Origin of the sequence: Chitinimonas sp. BJB300, from assembly GCF_002735695.1 — a bacterium.
Taxonomy (GTDB): domain Bacteria; phylum Pseudomonadota; class Gammaproteobacteria; order Burkholderiales; family Chitinimonadaceae; genus Chitinimonas.
In genome coordinates this window covers 15,324-33,668 of the sequence record NZ_PDZH01000047.1, presented here as the reverse complement: position 1 = coordinate 33,668, position 18,345 = coordinate 15,324, and the positions used below count along the sequence as shown (strand labels likewise).

Genomic DNA, 18,345 nt, shown 5'->3' with positions numbered 1-18,345 from the left:
GGTGGGGTGGGACAGCCGCAGGGTAATCGGTTGAGCTGGGTCGGGCATGGGGATCAGCAGTGCACGGATGCTGCGGCCATCCTGCGCCAGGAAAATCTGGGCAGACAACCCCAGCTTGGCAGCCTGTGTGTCACGGGACATTTCCATGCCGATTTCGTTACCACGCTTGTAATAGTCGTCGGTCACCAAGCCATCGTCGGTTTTGATGGCCATAAAGATGAGCCCCATGCAGGCAACGACGGTGACAAGCAGTAAACCCAAAAAGAGTAGAACGACAGGCTGGCGATACCAGTGGCCGGATGCGGACATAAAGTGTGTGACTCAGGTGGGAAGAGGAAAGTGGTGTACTGCATTGCAGTACACCACTCGTGAGGCTTATTGCCCGATAAAGCTGGATTTCTCGCGTACCTTGAGTGTGAGGTCATCTGCAGCTTGTACTTCGAAGTAGATTTTCTTCGAGCCGCGTGAGACAAACTGAGGCTCGACCTGTACGCGAATGCCCACCAATACAGAGCCGTTGGCTGGGACTTCGACGATTTCACCTTGGTCGGTGAGTACCTTCAAGTCAGGTAGGCCATCGGCACGGATAATAAAGCGATGACCTTGCTCGTCAGTGTTTTGAATCTGCACGCGGTAGCTGTTTTCCAGCAAGCCTTCGTCAGTTTCGCGCACCAGCGCGTTACGGTCACGCATGATATTGACCTTCACGGGCGATTTGAACATCAGCGAGAAGACCACTGCGGCGGCTACGACCAGTAGCACGACGCTGTAAAGAATCACCCTGGGTCGCAGCACATGGTTGGCGATTTCCGATTCCGGGTACTTGTGTGCCAGGGCGTTTTCGGTGGTGTAGCGCACGAGGCCACGCGGGTATTCCATTTTGTCCATTATGCTGTCGCAGGCGTCGATGCATGCACCGCAGGCAATGCACTCATATTGCAGGCCGTCACGGATATCGATGCCTACTGGGCAGACCTGCACGCACAGTTTGCAGTCGATACAGTCTCCCTTGCCCTCAGCCTTGTAATCATCCCCCTTTTTGCGGCTGCCGCGTGGGTCGCCGCGCCCAGCGTCATAACTGATGATGAGCGTATCCGAGTCGAACATGGCACTTTGGAAACGGGCGTATGGACACATGTATTTGCATACCTGCTCGCGCATCCAGCCGGCATTGCCATAGGTGGCAAAGCCGTAGAACAGAATCCAGAAACTCTCCCACGGACCGGTTGCCCAGTTGAGCACATCGGTAGTCAGTTCGCGGATAGGCGAGAAATAACCGACGAAGGTGAAACCGGTCCAGGCGGCGATGACGAGCCAAATGGCATGCTTGGTGTATTTGAGCCGTAGACGGCGGAAGTTCATGGGGCCGTTGTCGAGCTTCATGCGTGCCATGCGGTCGCCCTCCACCCACTTTTCCACCCATAGGAAGATTTCGGTGTAAACCGTTTGCGGACAGGAATAGCCGCACCAGAGTCGCCCGCCGATCGAGGTCCAGACGAAGAGCCCAAAGGCGCACATCAGCAACAGGGCTGTCAGGTAGATGAAGTCTTGCGGCAGGAAGATGAAGTTGAAGATATAGAATTTACGGTTGACCAGATCGAACAGCAGCATCTGCCTATCCCCCCAGTTCAACCAGGGCATGCCGTAGAAGAACAGTTGGGTGGCGACCAACCAGAACCAGCGCCATTGGGTGAAGCGGCCGGTAACCCAGCGTGGGTAAACCTTCTTGGCCTTGGCGTAGAGGACGCGGTCTTCGTACTCAATGGCGTCTTCGGCCGGCTGCGCGGGCAGCACCTTGATGGGGATGTTTTTGAAGGACTGAGGCATAGGTTTGTTGGCCTTTGTTTCCCGGATTGCATGTGCCGGACTTCGACCCTGTGTAAGACATAAAGGCGTGCGGTGCCGCAATCTATGCAGGTGCGGTTAACGAAGCATTAGGAGTCAACGCCTGAAACGGTTTTCAAAAGCTGCTGAGCTTTGGGAAGCCGTCTGAGTGCCAAATATTTACTGGATGACTTTGCATCCAGCCTGCAACTTGCTGTTGCAGTGAGGGGCCGCCATGCTGGGATGGCATGGCGGCAATTCGATTTACTTGGTGGCGAGGGGGGCTTGTTCACGATGTGACAAGCCATAAACATAAGCAGCTAGTAAGTGAACCTTGCCATCACCCAAGGCTTCTTTCCAGGCTGGCATGCGATTCTTGCGGCCGTTGGTGATGGTTTCGATGATAGCGTGTTCGCTACCACCATATAGCCACACTTTGTCGGTTAAGTTAGGGGCACCTAACAATTGGCTACCCTTGCCATCGGCTTGGTGGCAAGCCACGCAGACTTGTGCAAAGGTCGTTTCTCCACGTCCCGCACGTACCGCATCGTAGTTGCGACTGGCGAGCTTGAGCACGTAGTTGGCGACGTCCTTCACTTTCTCTTCACCAAATGCTGCCCCGAAGGCGGGCATCTGGCCGGATCGGCCATTGTTCAAGGTCTCGACGATCTTCTCGGCCGTTCCACCATAGAGCCAGTCGTTGTCGGTCAGGTTCGGGAAGCCCTTCGCACCACGGGCGTCTGATCCGTGGCATTGCATACAATAGGTCAGGAACAAGCTTTGACCCGACTTGTGCGCTTCATCGTCCTTGGACAGAGTGGCGATATCGACTTTCAGGTACTTGTCGTACAACGGCTTGATGGTGGCATCCTTTTTGGCCGACTCTTGCTCGTATTGGCTGATTTTGGTCCAGTTCAGCAGACCGGGGTTGTCCCCTAGCCCCGGGTAAAGCACAAAGTAGACAATCGCAAACCCAAGCGTGAGATAAAACATCCCCATCCACCAAAATGGCAGCGGATTGTTGTATTCCTCCAGATCACCATCCCATTTGTGGCCTGTTACACCGGCTTGCTCGCCTTTGGGTAGTTTGACCACGCTCTGCGATGTGAGCAGATAGATCAGCCATACCAGAGACAGCACCACGATGCCGCCTACCCAATAACTCCAAAATTGGCTCACAAAGTCACTCATTTATTGCTCCCGGCCTTGCCTGTGTGGCAGGTCGTCGTCGTTGATCGGCTGCATGGCCGCTTCATCGAAGCGTTGGCTGGCTGGCTTGCCATAGGCCCATAAGGCAATGGCGGCAAAGCAGACCAAGCCGGCTACCGTAATTATTTGCCGAAGAAGATTAATATCCATGGCAATGCTCCCGTTTAGCGAATGCCCTTCAAAGCGAGTCCTAAACCTTGTAGATAGGCGACTACTGCTTCCATTTCTGTCTTGCCGTCCACCAGCTTGGGTGCTTCGGCAATCTCAGCATCGGTATAAGGCACGCCGACCTTGCGCAGGGCGGTCATGCTGGCCTGCACTTTGGCTGGGTCAAGCTTGCCGGACGCCAACCAGGGGAAGGCAGGCATGTTCGATTCGGGCACCACATCCCGCGGATTGGTCAGATGGATCAGATGCCATTCATCGGAATAACGGCCGCCGACACGGGCAAGGTCGGGGCCGGTGCGCTTGGAACCCCACTGGAAAGGATGGTCGTAGACCGACTCGCCTGCTACGGAGTAATGGCCATAGCGCTCGGTTTCGGCGCGGAATGGGCGAATCATCTGCGAGTGGCAGTTGTAGCAGCCCTCGCGCAGATAAACATCACGACCAGCGAGTTGCAGCGCGTCATAAGGCTTTACGCCAGGGATCGGTTGAGTCGTAGACTTGGAGTACATCAAGGGTAGTATCTCCACCAGCATTGCTACGCTGATGATCAGCAACGTAAATACGATCAGGTAGCCGACATTCTCTTCGATTAATTTCTGGATTTTATTCATGACGTTTCTCGGCCTAAGCGTGAGCTTGCTGCAGTGTAGGAATCGGTGCATCCACCGACTTACCTTGCATGACGGTTCGGGCCACGTTGTACGCCATCATAAACATACCACCTAAGAAGAGAATGCCACCTAATACGCGGATGTAGTAATAGGGGTAGCTGGCTTTAACGCTATCGATAAAGGCATAGGTCAGGGTGCCGTCCGCATTGGTGGCACGCCACATCAGGCCTTGGGTTACGCCGGAAATCCACATTGCGGCGATGTAAAGCACTACGCCCAATGTCGCCATCCAGAAATGGGCCTCGATCAAGGGAATGGAGTACATCTTTTCACGGCCCCACAGGCGTGGAATGAGGTAGTAGATGGAACCGATGGAGATCATGGCGACCCAGCCCAATGCACCTGAATGCACATGGCCGATGGTCCAGTCAGTGTAATGGCTGAGCGCATTGACGGTCTTGATTGACATCATCGGACCTTCGAAGGTCGACATGCCATAGAACGATAGCGCGGTGATCAGGAATTTCAGGATCGGGTCGGTACGCAGCTTATGCCACGCACCCGATAGGGTCATGATGCCGTTGATCATGCCACCCCAGCTCGGGGCCAGCAGAATCAGCGAGAAAGCCATGCCGACGCTTTGGGTCCAGTCGGGCAGGGCAGTGTAGTGCAGGTGGTGCGGGCCAGCCCACATATAAGTGAACACCAGTGCCCAAAAGTGCACAACCGAAAGGCGATAAGAGTAGACCGGACGACCGGCTTGCTTGGGGACGAAGTAGTACATCATGCCCAAAAAGGCTGCGGTCAGGAAAAAGCCCACTGCGTTGTGGCCGTACCACCATTGCACCATGGCATCTACTGCACCAGCATAAACCGAATAGGACTTCCACATGCTGACGGGAACCGCCAAGCTATTAACGATATGTAATAGCGCTACTGCCAGGATAAACGCACCATAAAACCAGTTCGCCACATAGATATGTTTTTGGGTCCGCTTGGCAATGGTGCCGAAGAAGACGACAGCATAGGCCACCCAGACGATGGTAATCAGGATATCGATTGGCCATTCCAGTTCGGCATATTCCTTGCCTTGGGTGATGCCCAACGGTAAGGTAATCGCTGCCAGAACAATAACTAATTGCCAGCCCCAGAACGTAAAGGCCGCCAGCTTGTCTGAAATCAATCGTACGCCGCAGGTACGCTGCACCACGTAGTAGCTGGTGGCAAACAGGGCACAACCACCAAACGCAAAGATCACCGCATTGGTATGTAATGGACGTAAACGACCAAAATGAAAATAGGGGCCGTAGTTAAGTTCTGGCCAAGCCATCTGGGCGGCGATGACTACGCCGGCCAGCATGCCCACAATCCCCCAGACTACCGTCATGATGCTGAATTGCCGCACCACTTGGTAATTGAAGGTATCCACCCCATCGTGGGGTTCAAGCGCCGATTTGGCTTGCATGGAAGTCTCCGAAAACACGAATAAAACAAACAGGCCGCATTGCGATACCGTAAGTAGCCTGAGGCAAACAGGGGCGCGACCGTGGACGCGCCGAATATGTGGGTAGTCGTGGCAGTTTGGGCTTTCAGGTGCTCGCTCAAGCTTATCGCGCACACCGGATGTTGACCTTGATATGCATCAACCAAGCCGTTGGCACATGGATCGGTGCGGCACGTGCTAGGAAAAGTACTGCATATCAGTACATAAATCTTTGCTACGAAACCGCAAATTTTACCGTCAAGCGAAGGTGGCGGGCAATCGAGCATTTACTCCCAATGGTTCGTAAAGAGGGCAATACAGCCTGCTGGAGAAACCTCATCAAGAATGGTTCTCACTTTTCCGACAGTATTTCTTTTGCGCGTATCTGGTGGGTCTGTCGATCCGCCAGCGCAAACGATTGTATTAAAAGGAAGAGTTCGGCAACGTCTTTGCTAGCTATAGTCTGCCATTGCGGAGAAAACAAAAACAAAAAACGGCGAGCTAAGCTTCGCCGTTTTTGCCTGTACAACTAATTACGACTACTTAAAGTTAATGATGATGGCCATGCGGGCCGTGTACATGGCCGTGGTCGAGTTCTTCCTTCGAAGCGGCGCGCACTTCTGCAATAGTGGCAACGAAGCGGATACGCTTGCCGGCCAGCGGATGGTTACCATCCACCACGACCTTGCCATCGGCAATTTCGGTCACGGTGAACAGCATGACATCGCCACTGTCAGGATCATCTGCCTCGAACATCATGCCGACTTCCAGTTCTGGCGGGAAAACGTCTTGGGATTCCATGCGCACCAAGTCGGCGTCGTATTCGCCGAAGGCATCATCGGGTTCCATGGTCACATCGATCTTTTCGCCAACCTTCTTGCCGTGCAGGGCTTCTTCCACAGCCGGGAAGATGCCGTCGTAGCCGCCATGCAGGTACACCATTGGCTCGTCCGGCTGGGTTTTGTCCAGCGAGCTGCCTTCGGCATCAAACATTTCATATTGCAGGGCGACAACTGAGTTCTTCGCGATTTCCATGGGCGGATTTCCTTGGGGTGATGCCAATCAGGCATCGAGTTGCTGAATAAGTTTGAGGACATCCGCCGCATGCCCGCGCGGAGCAACGTTATACAGCGCGTGGCGCAGCGTGCCTGAGCGATCAACAATGAATGTTGAGCGGATGGTGCCGAATTTTACCACGCCATTGCGCTCTAACTGCCGTAGTGTGTGGTAGCGACGTGAGACCTCCGTTTCACTATCGGACAGTAGCCGTACCAAGAGTCCGTGCCTGTCACGAAATACCTCATGGCAGAATGGGTCGTCCAGACTCACCCCCAGCACGACAGCGCCTGACTTATTGAAATGATCAGCCAAATCAGTGAATTCCAACGCTTCTACGGTGCAGCCCGGCGCATCGTCGCGATGATAGAAATAGAGTACTACTTGTTGCTTACCCCGATAGTCGGACAGCTTGACCATGTCCATTGCGGCATCGGGGAGTTCGAAGTCGGGTGCTGCCTGTCCGGGTGTGAGCATAACTACCTCTGTGAATATCCCCCTGCTGCAGTGTCGGGCCTTGGATGCGATAATCGGGGCCAACTCACTTTTCCCCTATATAGCCCAGATGCCCAAATCGCTACTCGGGAATCTGACAGCCGAGCAATTTCTGTCTGATTACTGGCAAAAGAAGCCGCTCTTGATCCGCCAGGCTGTAAGCCAGTTTGACTGGCACCCTGAACTCGCCGATCTCATTTCACTGGCCGGGCAAGACGATGTCGAATCCCGCTTGATTGAAAACAAACACGGCAAGTGGACTTGCGAGTCCGGCCCTTTCCGGCCTAGTCGCTTCAAGCGGTTGTTGCCTGCGGATTGGACCGTGCTGGTCCAAAACGTCAACCACCATGTTCGGTTTGCAGCCGAGCTTCTCTATCGATTCGATTTTATTCCGCATGTGCGTCTTGATGATCTGATGGTCAGCTATGCGCCAGCCGGGGGCGGTGTTGGTCCTCACTTTGACAGTTATGACGTCTTTTTGCTCCAAGTTGGCGGTAAAAAACGTTGGCGTATTTCCGCCCAGACTGATTTGCGTTTGGTTGAAGATGCGCCGCTGAAAGTATTGAAACACTTTGAGGCCGAGCAGGAGTGGGTACTGGAGCATGGCGACATGCTTTATCTGCCACCAAAATATGCCCACGAAGGCGTTGCGCTGGAAGCGGGGCAGACGTGGTCCATTGGATTTCGTGCGCCGGGCGCGCAGGAAATGGGAGGCGCTTTCCTTGATTTCTTGCGTGATCGACTCCAGCTTGATGGGTTATATGCCGACCCGGATTTGCAAATGCCGGTAGACCCCGCCCGTGTGCCCGAAGATTTTGTCGCACGTATCAGGACGATGCTTGAGGGCATTCGTTGGAGCGACACGGATGTACGTGAATTTGTCGGTCATTATTTTTCCGAGCCCAAGGCACACGTGTTCTACGATTCGCCCGAAGAGGAGGACAGTGAGTCAGCCTTTGCTCGAAAATTGGCCAAGCAGGGCGTTCAGTTGGATATGAAGTCGGTCATGATCTTTGATGACGCACAGTTTTATATGAATGGCGAAACCCTGGGTGCCGATTTGGCTGCATCAGTCTACCTGCGGCAGCTTGCCAATGAACGTCGGTTGCCGCCAGCCGTCTACCCTGCTGTACTTGTTGCTGCGCTTTACCCCTGTTACCAATACGGATACCTGCACCTTGGCTAAATATGCCTTCCCCACCAACTGCCCTTGTGGCAGTGGCAAGTCCTATAAGGACTGTTGTTTCATGTACCACATGGAAAAAATCCATGCACCCACGCCTGAGGCATTGATGCGTTCCCGCTATGCCGCCTATGTGTTGAAGAAGGCGGATTACCTTTTATACAGTTGGTACCCGGATACTCGCCCGAAGGAGCTGGACCTGAGTGACGACGTGAAATGGTCGGGGCTTACCATTGTGGGGACCGAGCTGAGCGTGGATGGGTTGGAGGGGACCGTTGAATTTGTCGCCAAGTATAAGATTGGTGGGCGTGCAGCCAAGATGACGGAAAAGAGTAACTTCGTCCGGCATAGTAACCGCTGGTATTACGTGGATGGTGAAGTGAAGGAGTAATGGTTTAGCTGCGCTCAATTCTTCGGTAAAGAGGCTTATCAAACTGACTGAAACGCGGTTTCGCGAAGTATCGTTGCGCCTTTGGTGAGCCCACGTTACACCTCAACTCCGGTCGGCTACTTAATTAGTCAGACACCCCATGGCTGCAAAGGAAACCCTATGAGTAAGCTTATTATCAGTACCCAGTTTGATTCCGGCTCCATTGAGGTGGTGAGCCTGGAGGATCATCGTGATATCCAATTGCGTATCAAAGCGGACAACGCCAGTGAGTTTGCCCAGTGGTTTCACTTTCGTTTGCAAGGGGCCGTCGGGTTACCTGCGCGGTTACGTTTTTTGAATGCAGGCAAATCGGCGTATCCCGATTGGAAGGGGTATCGGGTAGTCGCCAGTTATGACCGTCAGCACTGGTTCCGTATACCAACTGAGTTCGATGGCGAAGTCATGACGGCGAATGTAACGCCGGTTGCCAATAGTATCTACTTTGCCTACTTCGAGCCCTATAGCTACGAGCGGCATCTTGATTTGATCGGTTTTGCCAGCGAGTCGGATAAGGTTGAACTAGAACATCTCGGCCACACGTTGGACGGCCGCGATATGACGTTGTTGCACATCACTGATGAAACCTCTCCGATTCCCTTCGCGCAGAAGAAGAAAGTTTGGCTAACAGCACGCCAACACCCAGGTGAAACCATGGCCGAATGGTTTATCGAGGGCTTCTTGGAGCGTCTGCTTGATAGTGACGACCCTGTGGGCAGGGTATTGCTGAATCAATGTGTTTTCTATGTCGTCCCGAATATGAATCCGGATGGCGCGGTGCGCGGCAATCTACGCACCAATGCCGCGGGTGCAAATCTAAACCGCGAGTGGCAGAACCCCTCTGTAATTCACAGCCCAGAAGTGTTCCTGGTCCGCGAGAAGATGCTGGCAACGGGTATTGATTTCTTCCTGGATGTACATGGCGATGAAGTTATCCCCTACAACTTCGTGGCCGGCTGTGAGGGCAACCCAGGCTATACGGATCGGTTGCATAGGTTGGAGAGTGCATTCAAGGCCGCTTGGATGGCCGTCTCGCCCGACTTCCAAGATAAGCATGGCTATGAAAAGGAGGCCTCGGGGCAGGCTAATCTAACCTTGGCAACTAATTGGGTGGGGCAACAGTTTGATTGCTTGGCCTACACCATCGAAATGCCGTTTAAGGACAATGCTGATCTGCCTGATGAGGAATATGGCTGGAGCGGTGAGCGCTCCAAGAAGCTGGGTGCCAGTGTGATGCCCGCCATCCTATCAATGGTGGGGCAACTTCGTTGAGTGCAGCCTGTTTGTGGTGAATGCATAAGCCGCTATGCCCGTTAACAAAACGCCCCAATGGATTGGGGTGCTTTGTTAACAGATGTTTGAATTGAGGGAATGTTTTTGCGGAAGCGCGCATTTCACCAAAATAGTCGAGTAAAATCCTCGGCCTTTTCCGACGCTTCCCAGAGCTATCGATGTTTGCACGCCTACGTGAAAATATTGCCATCGTTTTTGACCGCGATCCGGCTGCGCGCTCGACGTGGGAAGTGTTGACCTGCTACCCCGGTTTACATGCGCTGACGTTTCACCAGTTGGCCCATATGCTTTGGTGCAACAACTTCAAATGGCTGGCCCGTTTTACTTCGCACATCAGCCGGTTTTTGACCGGTATCGAAATCCATCCGGGTGCGACGGTGGGGCGATATGTATTTATCGACCATGGCATGGGCGTCGTAATTGGAGAGACGGCCGTGATTGGTGACAATTGCACGTTGTACCACGGTGTCACATTAGGGGGTACGAGCTGGAACAAGGGCAAGCGTCACCCTACGTTGGAAGCGGGCGTGATTATCGGTGCCGGCGCCAAAGTATTGGGCCCGATCACGCTGCATGCCGGCGCCAAGATTGGGTCGAATGCGGTGGTGGTAAAAGATGTGCCAGCTAATGCAACTGCGGTGGGTATACCTGCCCGTATTGTGACGAGTGATATTGCCCAAGTGCGCGAAGCCACGGCGGAAAAAATGGGATTTTCTGCCTATGCCATTTCAGGCCAGATGAATGACCCCGTGGTGCAGGCGATACACGGATTGGTTGATCACAGCGCCAATATCGACGCCCGCATCGAAAAGATACTGCAACGTTTGGAGAATTTAGGTGTCGATTGTGCCGAAGAGCGCGCCACTGCCGATAAATTCGACCCCAATTATCTGAACCGTATTGTTGACTAAATCAGTAGGGTAAAAGCTTGACTAAAAAAGTCGGGTATTTTATTCTCTACATTAATACTTAAGCAGGAACGCATATGCGTTTAACCACTAAAGGCCGCTTTGCCGTTACTGCCATGCTGGATTTGGCCCTGCGGGAACAAAAGGGGCCGGTCACCCTGGCTGGTATTTCCGAGCGGCAACAGATTTCACTCTCCTATCTGGAACAGCTGTTTGGCAAATTGCGCCGCAATAGCCTAGTGGATAGTGTACGGGGCCCTGGCGGTGGTTATTGCTTGGCGCGCCCTGTAGCCGATATTTCGGTAGCGGACATCATTACCGCGGTGGATGAGCCATTGGATGCCACCCAATGCGGTGGTAAGGAAAATTGCCTGGAAGACAACAAGCGCTGCATGACGCACGACTTGTGGACTGATCTTAACCGCACCATTTACGCATACCTTGCTTCGGTGAGTCTGGCCGATTTGATCGAGAAGCAGCGAGGACAGTGTCCTTCTGCACAAGCCTCGCCCGAATGCAGCGTGCTACACGACAAACGCAAGAGCACGCAAGAACAACAGATCACTATATAGATCTGCTGACACAGAGGCCATAAAGGTCCTTTTTCCAACTGGGCGTTGATGTATCGCATGGAGCGTAGTAAATGAAACTGCCGATTTACCTCGACTATTCTGCCACCACACCGGTGGATCCGCGTGTTGCTCAAGCAATGATTCCATGGTTGACCGAGCAGTTCGGCAATCCGGCCAGTCGCTCGCACCCATTTGGTTGGGTAGCGGAGGAAGCCGTGGAGAGTGCCCGCGAGGAAGTGGCCAAGCTGGTCAACTGTGATGCAAAGGAAATTGTCTGGACGTCGGGCGCAACTGAGTCGAACAACCTTGCCATCAAGGGGGCGGCACATTTCTACCAGGACAAAGGCAAGCACCTGATCACCATGAAGACCGAGCACAAAGCTGTGCTCGACACCATGCGGGAATTGGAACGCGAAGGCTTTGAAGTCACCTATCTGAGCCCGCTGGAAAATGGTCTGGTCGATATCAAGGCGTTGAAAGCCAGCCTGCGCGACGACACCATCCTTGTCTCCATCATGGCGGTGAACAATGAAATCGGTGTTATCCAGCCGATGGTGGAGCTGGGCGAAATGCTGCGTGAACGCGGTATTCTGTTCCATGTCGACGCCGCCCAAGCAACCGGCAAGATTGCGATCGACCTATCCACGCTCAAGGTGGACCTGATGAGCTTTTCGGCGCACAAGACCTATGGCCCCAAGGGCATTGGGGCGCTGTATGTACGTCGTAAGCCGCGTGTGCGACTTGAAGCGCAGATGCATGGTGGCGGTCATGAGCGTGGTATGCGCTCGGGCACATTGGCCCCACATCAGATTGTCGGCATGGGCGAAGCTTTCAAGATTGCCCGTGAAGAGATGGCGACAGAGTTGGAACGTATTCGCATGTTGCGTGATCGCCTGTGGAACGGCGTTGCGAACATGGAAGAGGTGTATTTGAACGGTGATATGTCGGCGCGTGTGCCGCATAACCTCAACATCAGTTTCAACTATGTCGAGGGCGAGTCGCTCATCATGGCTTTGAAGGATTTGGCGGTGTCGAGTGGTTCCGCTTGTACCTCGGCTTCGCTGGAACCTAGCTATGTGCTGCGCGCCCTGGGCCGTAACGATGAGCTGGCGCATTCCTCGATTCGTTTCACCATTGGCCGTTTCACCACGGTAGAAGATATCGATTACGCCATCAGACTGATCCACGAGAAGATCGGCAAATTGCGTGAGTTGTCCCCATTGTGGGACATGTTCAAGGAAGGCATCGATTTGAATACGGTGCAATGGGCAGCGCACTAAGAACCTGAGTTGAAGTCTTGAAGCATCCTTTATTGGGGTTCAGGTGCTGGTCGAAATCCTTATGTGCTTAGGTACATCTCGGTTTCTGGCCTGCGCTTTACCCCGCTAATGATCACTCGCTACAGACAGGTTCTGAGCAAACTGCTCTCGATCCGCTCCCATACGGATCACTGAATCAAAAAAGCGGGACAACTGGGGTCCCGCTAAGGAGTTAGAAAAATGGCATATAGCGAAAAGGTCATCGACCACTACGAAAATCCACGCAACGTCGGTTCTTTTGAAAAGGGTGACGAATCGGTAGGCACTGGCATGGTAGGTGCGCCAGCCTGTGGTGACGTAATGAAGCTACAGATCAAGGTGGGTTCGGACGGCGTGATTGAGGACGCAAAGTTCAAGACCTACGGCTGTGGTTCTGCGATTGCTTCCAGCTCACTGATTACCGAATGGGTCAAAGGCAAGACCTTGGATCAAGCCATGTCGATCAAGAATACCCAAATTGCCGAGGAACTTGCGTTGCCGCCGGTGAAGATTCATTGCTCTATCCTGGCTGAAGATGCCATCAAGGCAGCGGTAGCCGATTACAAGGCCAAGCACGAGGCTTGATCATGGCACTTACTCTGTCGGAAAAAGCAGCCAAGCACGTCGCTAACTACATTGCCAAACGTGGCAAAGGCGTGGGCGTGCGCTTGGCGGTACGTACCTCGGGGTGTTCGGGCATGGCATACAAGCTCGAATTTGTCGACCAGGAGTCAGCCGACGACTTGGCGTTTGAAAGCTTCGGCGTAAAGATTTTCACCGATGCTAAAAGTTTGCCGTATCTGGATGGCACTGAGTTGGATTTCGTCAAGGAAGGGTTGAACGAAGGGTTCAAATTCAATAACCCGAATGTGAAGGATGAGTGCGGCTGCGGTGAAAGCTTCAATACCTGAGCTTGCCATAACCCGGGCGACATGAAACCTAGCGCCGCCTTATGCGGCGCTGCTTTTTACAGCGCTAGGTAAACAGGTTGGAATACGATGGCTTTTGACTTCTCGCAGGATCATTTCTCCCTTTTGGGTTTGCCGCACACCTTTGTTCTGGATGACGCTGCACTTGAAGCAGCCTATCGAGGTTTGCAATCGCAATACCATCCAGACCGCGCTGCCAGCTTGCCGGATGCGGATAAGCGCCAAGCGTTGCAGGCCGCCACACGCGTCAACGAAGCCTTCCAGATATTGAAGTCGCCTTTGTCACGGGGGCGTTATCTATTGAAGTTGGCCGGAGTAGATACGCAAGAGGAAACGAATACCGCCATGCCGGTCGCTTTTCTGATGCAGCAAATGGAATGGCGGGAGTCGGTAGTGGAGGCACGGGCTAATCAGGACATGGCTGTGCTCGACCAGCTTGCCCAGGACCTGCGCGGGGAAAGACTGGGACTGGAGGCTTCGTTGGGTAGATGTCTTGATGAGCAGCATGATTATATTGGTGCCGCTTTGATCGTACGTAAGCTTAGATTCTTGGAAAAGCTGGATCAGGCAATAGGCGATGCGATTGAGGTTTTATTGGACTGAGTACTTTCATTCGTACCCGCTTTGCGCTTTGCAGTGTATCGATAAGTACAGAAGCTATGCCAACCGAACCGCAATTGAAAGGATGCAGCAATGGATACCAGCAAACATGATTTTGGCGGGCTGTTTGCCCAATTAGGCTTACCGAACGATTTGCCTGCAATGAAAGCCTTTGTTGCATCACATACCTTGCCTGCCGGGGTCGCTTTGGCAGAAGCCAAATTTTGGAACCCTTCTCAAGCAGACTTCCTGGCTGAAGAATTGGCGGAGGATGGTGACTGGGCTGAGGTAGTCGATGCATTGGCTCTACTGTTGAGTGAAAAGTGATTGGAGCTGCCGGTCAACGTTGTCTGGCAGTTCGTATTAATAGCGGGTCCAGCCCAAGTACTTTGAACAATGGGCCTATGGCCGCCCCTGGATACGGGATTTGTCCAAACCAGGGCTAAGAAGACGAAACTGATATGGCTTTATTTCAAATCGCTGAGCCTGGCGAGGCGCCCGCTCCCCATCAGCACCGCCTTGCTGTGGGAATAGACCTGGGCACCACCAACTCCCTCGTTGCTACGGTGCGCAATGGTTCGGCTACGGTGCTGCCGGATGAGCGAGGTCGCAATTTGCTGCCTTCGATTGTGCACTATGCAGCTGATGGCCAGATCACCATCGGCCACCGCGCTCAAGCGAAGCAGACTGAAGATCCGCGTAACACCATCGTGTCGGTCAAGCGTTTCATGGGCCGTGGGGTGAAAGATCTACCCGATTCAGCCACTACGCCTTACCGTTTTGTCGACGCGCCTGGCATGCTCAAGCTCAAGACGGTGGTGGGGGAGAAGAGCCCGGTGGAGGTGTCGGCCGATATCCTCCGTGCGCTTAAGCAGCGGGCTGAGGCCAGTCTTGGCGGTGAGCTGATTGGTGCCGTGATTACCGTACCGGCATATTTTGACGATGCGCAGCGCCAAGCGACCAAAGATGCCGCCATGTTGGCAGGCCTGAACGTGTTGCGTCTTTTGAATGAACCAACGGCTGCCGCCGTGGCATATGGTCTAGAGAATGCTGCCGAAGGCACCTATGTGGTTTATGACTTGGGTGGCGGTACCTTCGATGTCTCCATTCTCAAGCTGACACGTGGTGTGTTCGAAGTGCTGGCCACGTCGGGCGATTCTGCGTTGGGTGGCGATGACTTCGACCAGCGTATCTTTTGCTGGATAGTTGAAAAAGCCGGCCTGAGTTTACTGGGTGACCATGACACGCGCCTCTTGTTGACTCGAGCTCGCGAAGCCAAGGAAGCATTGTCTGAACACGACAGCACCCGCATCACAGCCAAATTGCAAAGCGGTACGGTGGTGGATTTGGAGCTGAATGTCGAAACCTTCGAGACCATCAGCAAGAACTTGGTGCAAAAGACCATTAACCCATTGCGTAAGGCAATGCGCGACGCCAAGCTCGGTGTGGATGACATCAAGGGCGTAGTGATGGTGGGTGGCGCCACCCGCATGCCCCATGTGCGCCGGGCGGTGGCGGAGTTCTTTGGCCGCGAACCCTTGACCAATCTTGACCCCGACAAGGTGGTTGCTTTGGGGGCGGCCATGCAGGCCAATGCGTTGGCGGGAAACAAGAGTGATGATGAGTGGCTGCTGCTGGATGTGATTCCGCTTTCATTAGGGCTGGAAACCATGGGCGGCTTGGCAGAAAAGGTTATCCCACGTAACAGTACCATCCCGACCGCGCGGGCGCAGGATTTCACTACCTACAAAGACGGCCAGACTGCCATGGCGATCCATGTGATGCAGGGTGAACGCGAACTGGTTGCCGATTGCCGCAGCCTTGCCCGTTTCGAGTTGCGCGGCATTCCGCCGATGGCCGCCGGTGCTGCCCGTATTCGTGTGACTTTCCAGGTGGATGCTGATGGCTTGCTGGCGGTGTCGGCGCGTGAACAATCGATCGGGGTGGAGGCCAGTATTACGGTGAAGCCGTCGTATGGTCTGGCTGACAATGAAATCGCCAGGATGTTGCAGGATTCACTCGCCAACGCGGGTGCGGATATGCAAGCCCGTAGTCTGGCAGAAGCAAGGGTCGAGGCAAGTAGCCTGATCGCGGCGACTGTGGCAGCGCTGGCAGTAGATGCATCCTTGCTGAGTGAGGCTGAGCACAAAGATGTACAGGCAGCCATCGCATTGTTGAATGAGACGGTTATGGGTGAGGACGCGGTGATGATTCGTACACGTACGGAGGCGTTGAACCACGCTACAGGCAAGTTCGCCGAGTTGCGTATGGACAATGCTGTCAAGCGCGGGTTGACTGGCCAGAAGCTAAGCGAGCTGGGTTAGCACTCGCGATGCGTTTGAACCAAGTTACTGTCAGTGTCAGCGATATTCCCCGTGCGGTGCTGTTCTATACCTGCTTGGGACTGCGGCAGATTGTCAGTGCACCACACTATGCACGTTTTGCGTGCCCCGATGGTGAAGCAACCTTTTCTGTACATCTGACACCCCTGGTACAGCCAGAGACGACCACCGTGTATTTCGAATGCGCGCAGTTAGATACGCAGGTGCAAGCCTTGGGTTTGCAGTTCGACAGTGAGTTAGTTGATCAGCCGTGGTTATGGCGTGATGCCCACCTGCGTGACCCCGATTGCAATCACATTATCCTTTTTCACGCAGGCGAATACCGGCTCAATCCGCCCTGGCGTTTGCAAGATACCTGAACCGAATAGCGAGAGGCACCTATGCCCGTCATTACCGTACTACCCCATGCCGACCTATGCCCCAACGGCGCCACCTTGCAGGTGGAGTCCGGCGAAACCATCTGCGATGTCTTGTTGAACAACGATATCGCGATTGAACATGCCTGCGAGAAATCGTGTGCCTGTACCACTTGCCACGTGATTGTCAGAAAAGGCTTCAATAGCCTGACCGCAAGTGAGGAGGAGGAGGACGACCTGCTCGATAAGGCCTGGGGGTTGACGAGCGTATCGCGTCTATCATGCCAGGCGGTGGTGGCCAAAGACGACCTGACGGTGGAAATTCCCAAATACACCATCAACCATGCTCGTGAGCATTACGACAAGGATTGGGACGTTTAAAGCACTGTCGTCGTATCAATGAGGAGAAAACCATGAAATGGACAGATTCACGCGAGATTGCCATTGCACTCTGCGACAAATTTCCTGATACCGACCCTAATACCCTTCGTTTTACCGACTTGCGAGACTGGGTATTGGCGTTGGATGGATTTGATGATGACCCTGCCCACTGTGGCGAGAAGATTCTGGAAGCGATCCAACTTAATTGGATGGATGAGGCTGAATAAGTCCTACAGCTTTGCTGTCGGAGTTCAAAAAGGGTGCATTAGCGCCTTTTTTGCTTTGGCACTGCTGTTGCGCACGGTAGGATTGCACACATTCAAAACAGTAGGGAAAGATGCGTATGTTGATGCACGCTGACAATTGCACGTTACTGGTCGTGGATGTGCAGGAAAAACTGATTGCTTCCATTATCGAAGCACCGCGCCTAGTGGCGGCCATGAAGTGGTTGGTTGATGCAGCGCGTTTGAACGGTGTACCCGTGGTGGTGTCGGAGCAATACCCGCAGGGTTTGGGCCGAACCCTGCCTATTCTCACGGATGCGTTGGTCGAGCCCTGCGTGGTTGAGAAAACGACCTTTTCCTGCGTGGCGGCAAATTGCTTGAAAGGCACACCTGCCGAGTTACGTAATCAGGTTGTCATTTGTGGCATAGAGGCCCATGTCTGCGTACTGCAAACGGCGTTGGACCTCAAGGCAGCAGGAAAAGAAGTCTTTATGGTGGCGGATGCAGTCGGTTCGCGCAGCCAGGAAGACAAGGTGGTGGCCCTGGCGCGCGCCGCGGCGGCAGGCATACACGTGATAACCCGTGAAATGGCGCTGTTTGAGTGGATGCGTGATAGCCGCGCCCCGCAGTTTCGGGATGCCAGCAAGCAGCTGTTGCAAGTGATTCCTGGACTGAAGTTCCCCGAGGTGTTGGCCTGCCTGCCGCGTATCGATCACCTTGCCGGCATGCAGCTTTGGCGCGAGGGCAAGCTCGAATCCATCATAGAAAACCGCCCTGGACAGACTGGCTCGTTGGCGGTCTACAACGCCCTTTACCGAGATTTTGGGGCGATTACCCCCAAGGCCGCGCGGTTGGGGCAGTGGTTGTATAGCGAGCATGCCGAGGATGCGCGTAAACACCCTGGTAAGCACCCTAATATTGATCGCTTGTTCTCGTTGGAAGTAGTGGGTGGCGGTTACGGTGTGCGTTTGATGATGCACTGATCC

Annotated in this window: 23 protein-coding genes; 15 read left to right on the top strand and 8 right to left on the bottom strand. The window is 53.9% G+C overall.

The features are described 5' to 3' along the window. From CSQ89_RS10005 to CSQ89_RS09970, 8 genes are all read right to left on the bottom strand, one after another. Window positions 1-309 (bottom strand): FixH family protein (locus tag CSQ89_RS10005; RefSeq protein WP_199065395.1); only part of this gene is annotated, 309 nt, incomplete at its 3' end. 66 nt (window positions 310-375) lie between these two features. Beyond that, the gene (gene ccoG, locus CSQ89_RS10000) at window positions 376-1,827 is read right to left on the bottom strand and encodes a cytochrome c oxidase accessory protein CcoG (protein ID WP_099406015.1); all 1,452 of its coding nucleotides are present in this window, start codon (window positions 1,825-1,827) and stop codon (window positions 376-378) included. Window positions 1,828-2,088: 261 nt separating this feature from the next. Beyond that, window positions 2,089-3,015, bottom strand: a complete 927-nt coding sequence (ccoP, locus tag CSQ89_RS09995; protein WP_099406014.1) for a cytochrome-c oxidase, cbb3-type subunit III — start codon at window positions 3,013-3,015, stop codon at window positions 2,089-2,091. Continuing rightward, window positions 3,016-3,183 (bottom strand): cbb3-type cytochrome oxidase subunit 3, encoded by a 168-nt coding sequence (locus tag CSQ89_RS09990; protein WP_099406013.1) that lies wholly within the window; start codon window positions 3,181-3,183, stop codon window positions 3,016-3,018. Between the two features lie 14 nt (window positions 3,184-3,197). Further along, window positions 3,198-3,812, bottom strand: a complete 615-nt coding sequence (gene ccoO, locus CSQ89_RS09985; RefSeq protein ID WP_099406012.1) for a cytochrome-c oxidase, cbb3-type subunit II — start codon at window positions 3,810-3,812, stop codon at window positions 3,198-3,200. Between the two features lie 13 nt (window positions 3,813-3,825). Next, window positions 3,826-5,277 carry a cytochrome-c oxidase, cbb3-type subunit I gene (gene ccoN / locus CSQ89_RS09980; protein WP_099406011.1) on the bottom strand — a complete coding sequence of 484 codons (1,452 nt, stop codon included), beginning with the start codon at window positions 5,275-5,277 and terminating at the stop codon, window positions 3,826-3,828. Between the two features lie 567 nt (window positions 5,278-5,844). Continuing rightward, window positions 5,845-6,330 carry an FKBP-type peptidyl-prolyl cis-trans isomerase gene (locus tag CSQ89_RS09975; protein WP_099406010.1) on the bottom strand — a complete coding sequence of 162 codons (486 nt, stop codon included), beginning with the start codon at window positions 6,328-6,330 and terminating at the stop codon, window positions 5,845-5,847. Between the two features lie 27 nt (window positions 6,331-6,357). Then, window positions 6,358-6,828 (bottom strand): peroxiredoxin, encoded by a 471-nt coding sequence (locus CSQ89_RS09970; RefSeq protein WP_099406009.1) that lies wholly within the window; start codon window positions 6,826-6,828, stop codon window positions 6,358-6,360. Window positions 6,829-6,838: 10 nt separating this feature from the next. Between CSQ89_RS09970 and CSQ89_RS09965 the strand changes: the two genes are divergently transcribed. From CSQ89_RS09965 to CSQ89_RS09895, 15 genes are all read left to right on the top strand, one after another. After that, entirely contained in the window at window positions 6,839-8,032 is a 1,194-nt protein-coding gene (locus tag CSQ89_RS09965) for a cupin domain-containing protein (RefSeq protein ID WP_233203052.1), read from the top strand. After that, window positions 7,980-8,420 (top strand): YchJ family protein, encoded by a 441-nt coding sequence (locus CSQ89_RS09960; protein ID WP_374701329.1) that lies wholly within the window; start codon window positions 7,980-7,982, stop codon window positions 8,418-8,420. The genes CSQ89_RS09965 and CSQ89_RS09960 overlap by 53 nt, the downstream gene beginning before the upstream one ends. Window positions 8,421-8,579: 159 nt before the next feature. Continuing rightward, window positions 8,580-9,728, top strand: coding sequence for a M14 family metallopeptidase (locus tag CSQ89_RS09955; RefSeq protein WP_099406007.1), 1,149 nt, complete (start codon window positions 8,580-8,582; stop codon window positions 9,726-9,728). Between the two features lie 179 nt (window positions 9,729-9,907). Beyond that, complete coding sequence (cysE, locus tag CSQ89_RS09950) at window positions 9,908-10,660, top strand: serine O-acetyltransferase (protein ID WP_099406006.1); 753 nt, start codon at window positions 9,908-9,910, stop codon at window positions 10,658-10,660. 74 nt (window positions 10,661-10,734) lie between these two features. Continuing rightward, window positions 10,735-11,229, top strand: coding sequence for a Fe-S cluster assembly transcriptional regulator IscR (gene iscR / locus CSQ89_RS09945; RefSeq protein ID WP_099406005.1), 495 nt, complete (start codon window positions 10,735-10,737; stop codon window positions 11,227-11,229). Window positions 11,230-11,300: 71 nt separating this feature from the next. Next, a complete protein-coding gene (locus CSQ89_RS09940) occupies window positions 11,301-12,509 on the top strand; it encodes an IscS subfamily cysteine desulfurase (protein ID WP_099406004.1) in 1,209 nt (402 codons plus the stop codon). A gap of 219 nt (window positions 12,510-12,728) precedes the next feature. Next, on the top strand, window positions 12,729-13,112 hold the full coding sequence (gene iscU, locus CSQ89_RS09935; RefSeq protein ID WP_099406003.1) for a Fe-S cluster assembly scaffold IscU: 384 nt from the start codon (window positions 12,729-12,731) through the stop codon (window positions 13,110-13,112). A gap of 2 nt (window positions 13,113-13,114) precedes the next feature. Continuing rightward, window positions 13,115-13,438 carry an iron-sulfur cluster assembly protein IscA gene (gene iscA, locus CSQ89_RS09930; protein WP_072429945.1) on the top strand — a complete coding sequence of 108 codons (324 nt, stop codon included), beginning with the start codon at window positions 13,115-13,117 and terminating at the stop codon, window positions 13,436-13,438. An 87-nt stretch (window positions 13,439-13,525) separates the two neighbouring features. After that, entirely contained in the window at window positions 13,526-14,059 is a 534-nt protein-coding gene (hscB, locus tag CSQ89_RS09925; RefSeq protein ID WP_099406002.1) for a Fe-S protein assembly co-chaperone HscB, read from the top strand. 90 nt (window positions 14,060-14,149) lie between these two features. Continuing rightward, complete coding sequence (locus CSQ89_RS09920) at window positions 14,150-14,383, top strand: DUF2789 domain-containing protein (RefSeq protein ID WP_099406001.1); 234 nt, start codon at window positions 14,150-14,152, stop codon at window positions 14,381-14,383. Window positions 14,384-14,517: 134 nt separating this feature from the next. Beyond that, the gene (gene hscA, locus CSQ89_RS09915) at window positions 14,518-16,380 is read left to right on the top strand and encodes a Fe-S protein assembly chaperone HscA (protein ID WP_099406000.1); all 1,863 of its coding nucleotides are present in this window, start codon (window positions 14,518-14,520) and stop codon (window positions 16,378-16,380) included. An 8-nt stretch (window positions 16,381-16,388) separates the two neighbouring features. Then, entirely contained in the window at window positions 16,389-16,757 is a 369-nt protein-coding gene (locus tag CSQ89_RS09910; protein ID WP_099405999.1) for a VOC family protein, read from the top strand. Between the two features lie 21 nt (window positions 16,758-16,778). Next, a complete protein-coding gene (gene fdx / locus CSQ89_RS09905; protein ID WP_099405998.1) occupies window positions 16,779-17,135 on the top strand; it encodes an ISC system 2Fe-2S type ferredoxin in 357 nt (118 codons plus the stop codon). A gap of 32 nt (window positions 17,136-17,167) precedes the next feature. After that, a complete protein-coding gene (iscX, locus tag CSQ89_RS09900) occupies window positions 17,168-17,362 on the top strand; it encodes a Fe-S cluster assembly protein IscX (protein WP_099405997.1) in 195 nt (64 codons plus the stop codon). Between the two features lie 116 nt (window positions 17,363-17,478). Continuing rightward, complete coding sequence (locus CSQ89_RS09895) at window positions 17,479-18,342, top strand: isochorismatase family protein (protein WP_139022922.1); 864 nt, start codon at window positions 17,479-17,481, stop codon at window positions 18,340-18,342. The last annotated feature ends 3 nt before the right edge of the window (window positions 18,343-18,345 follow it).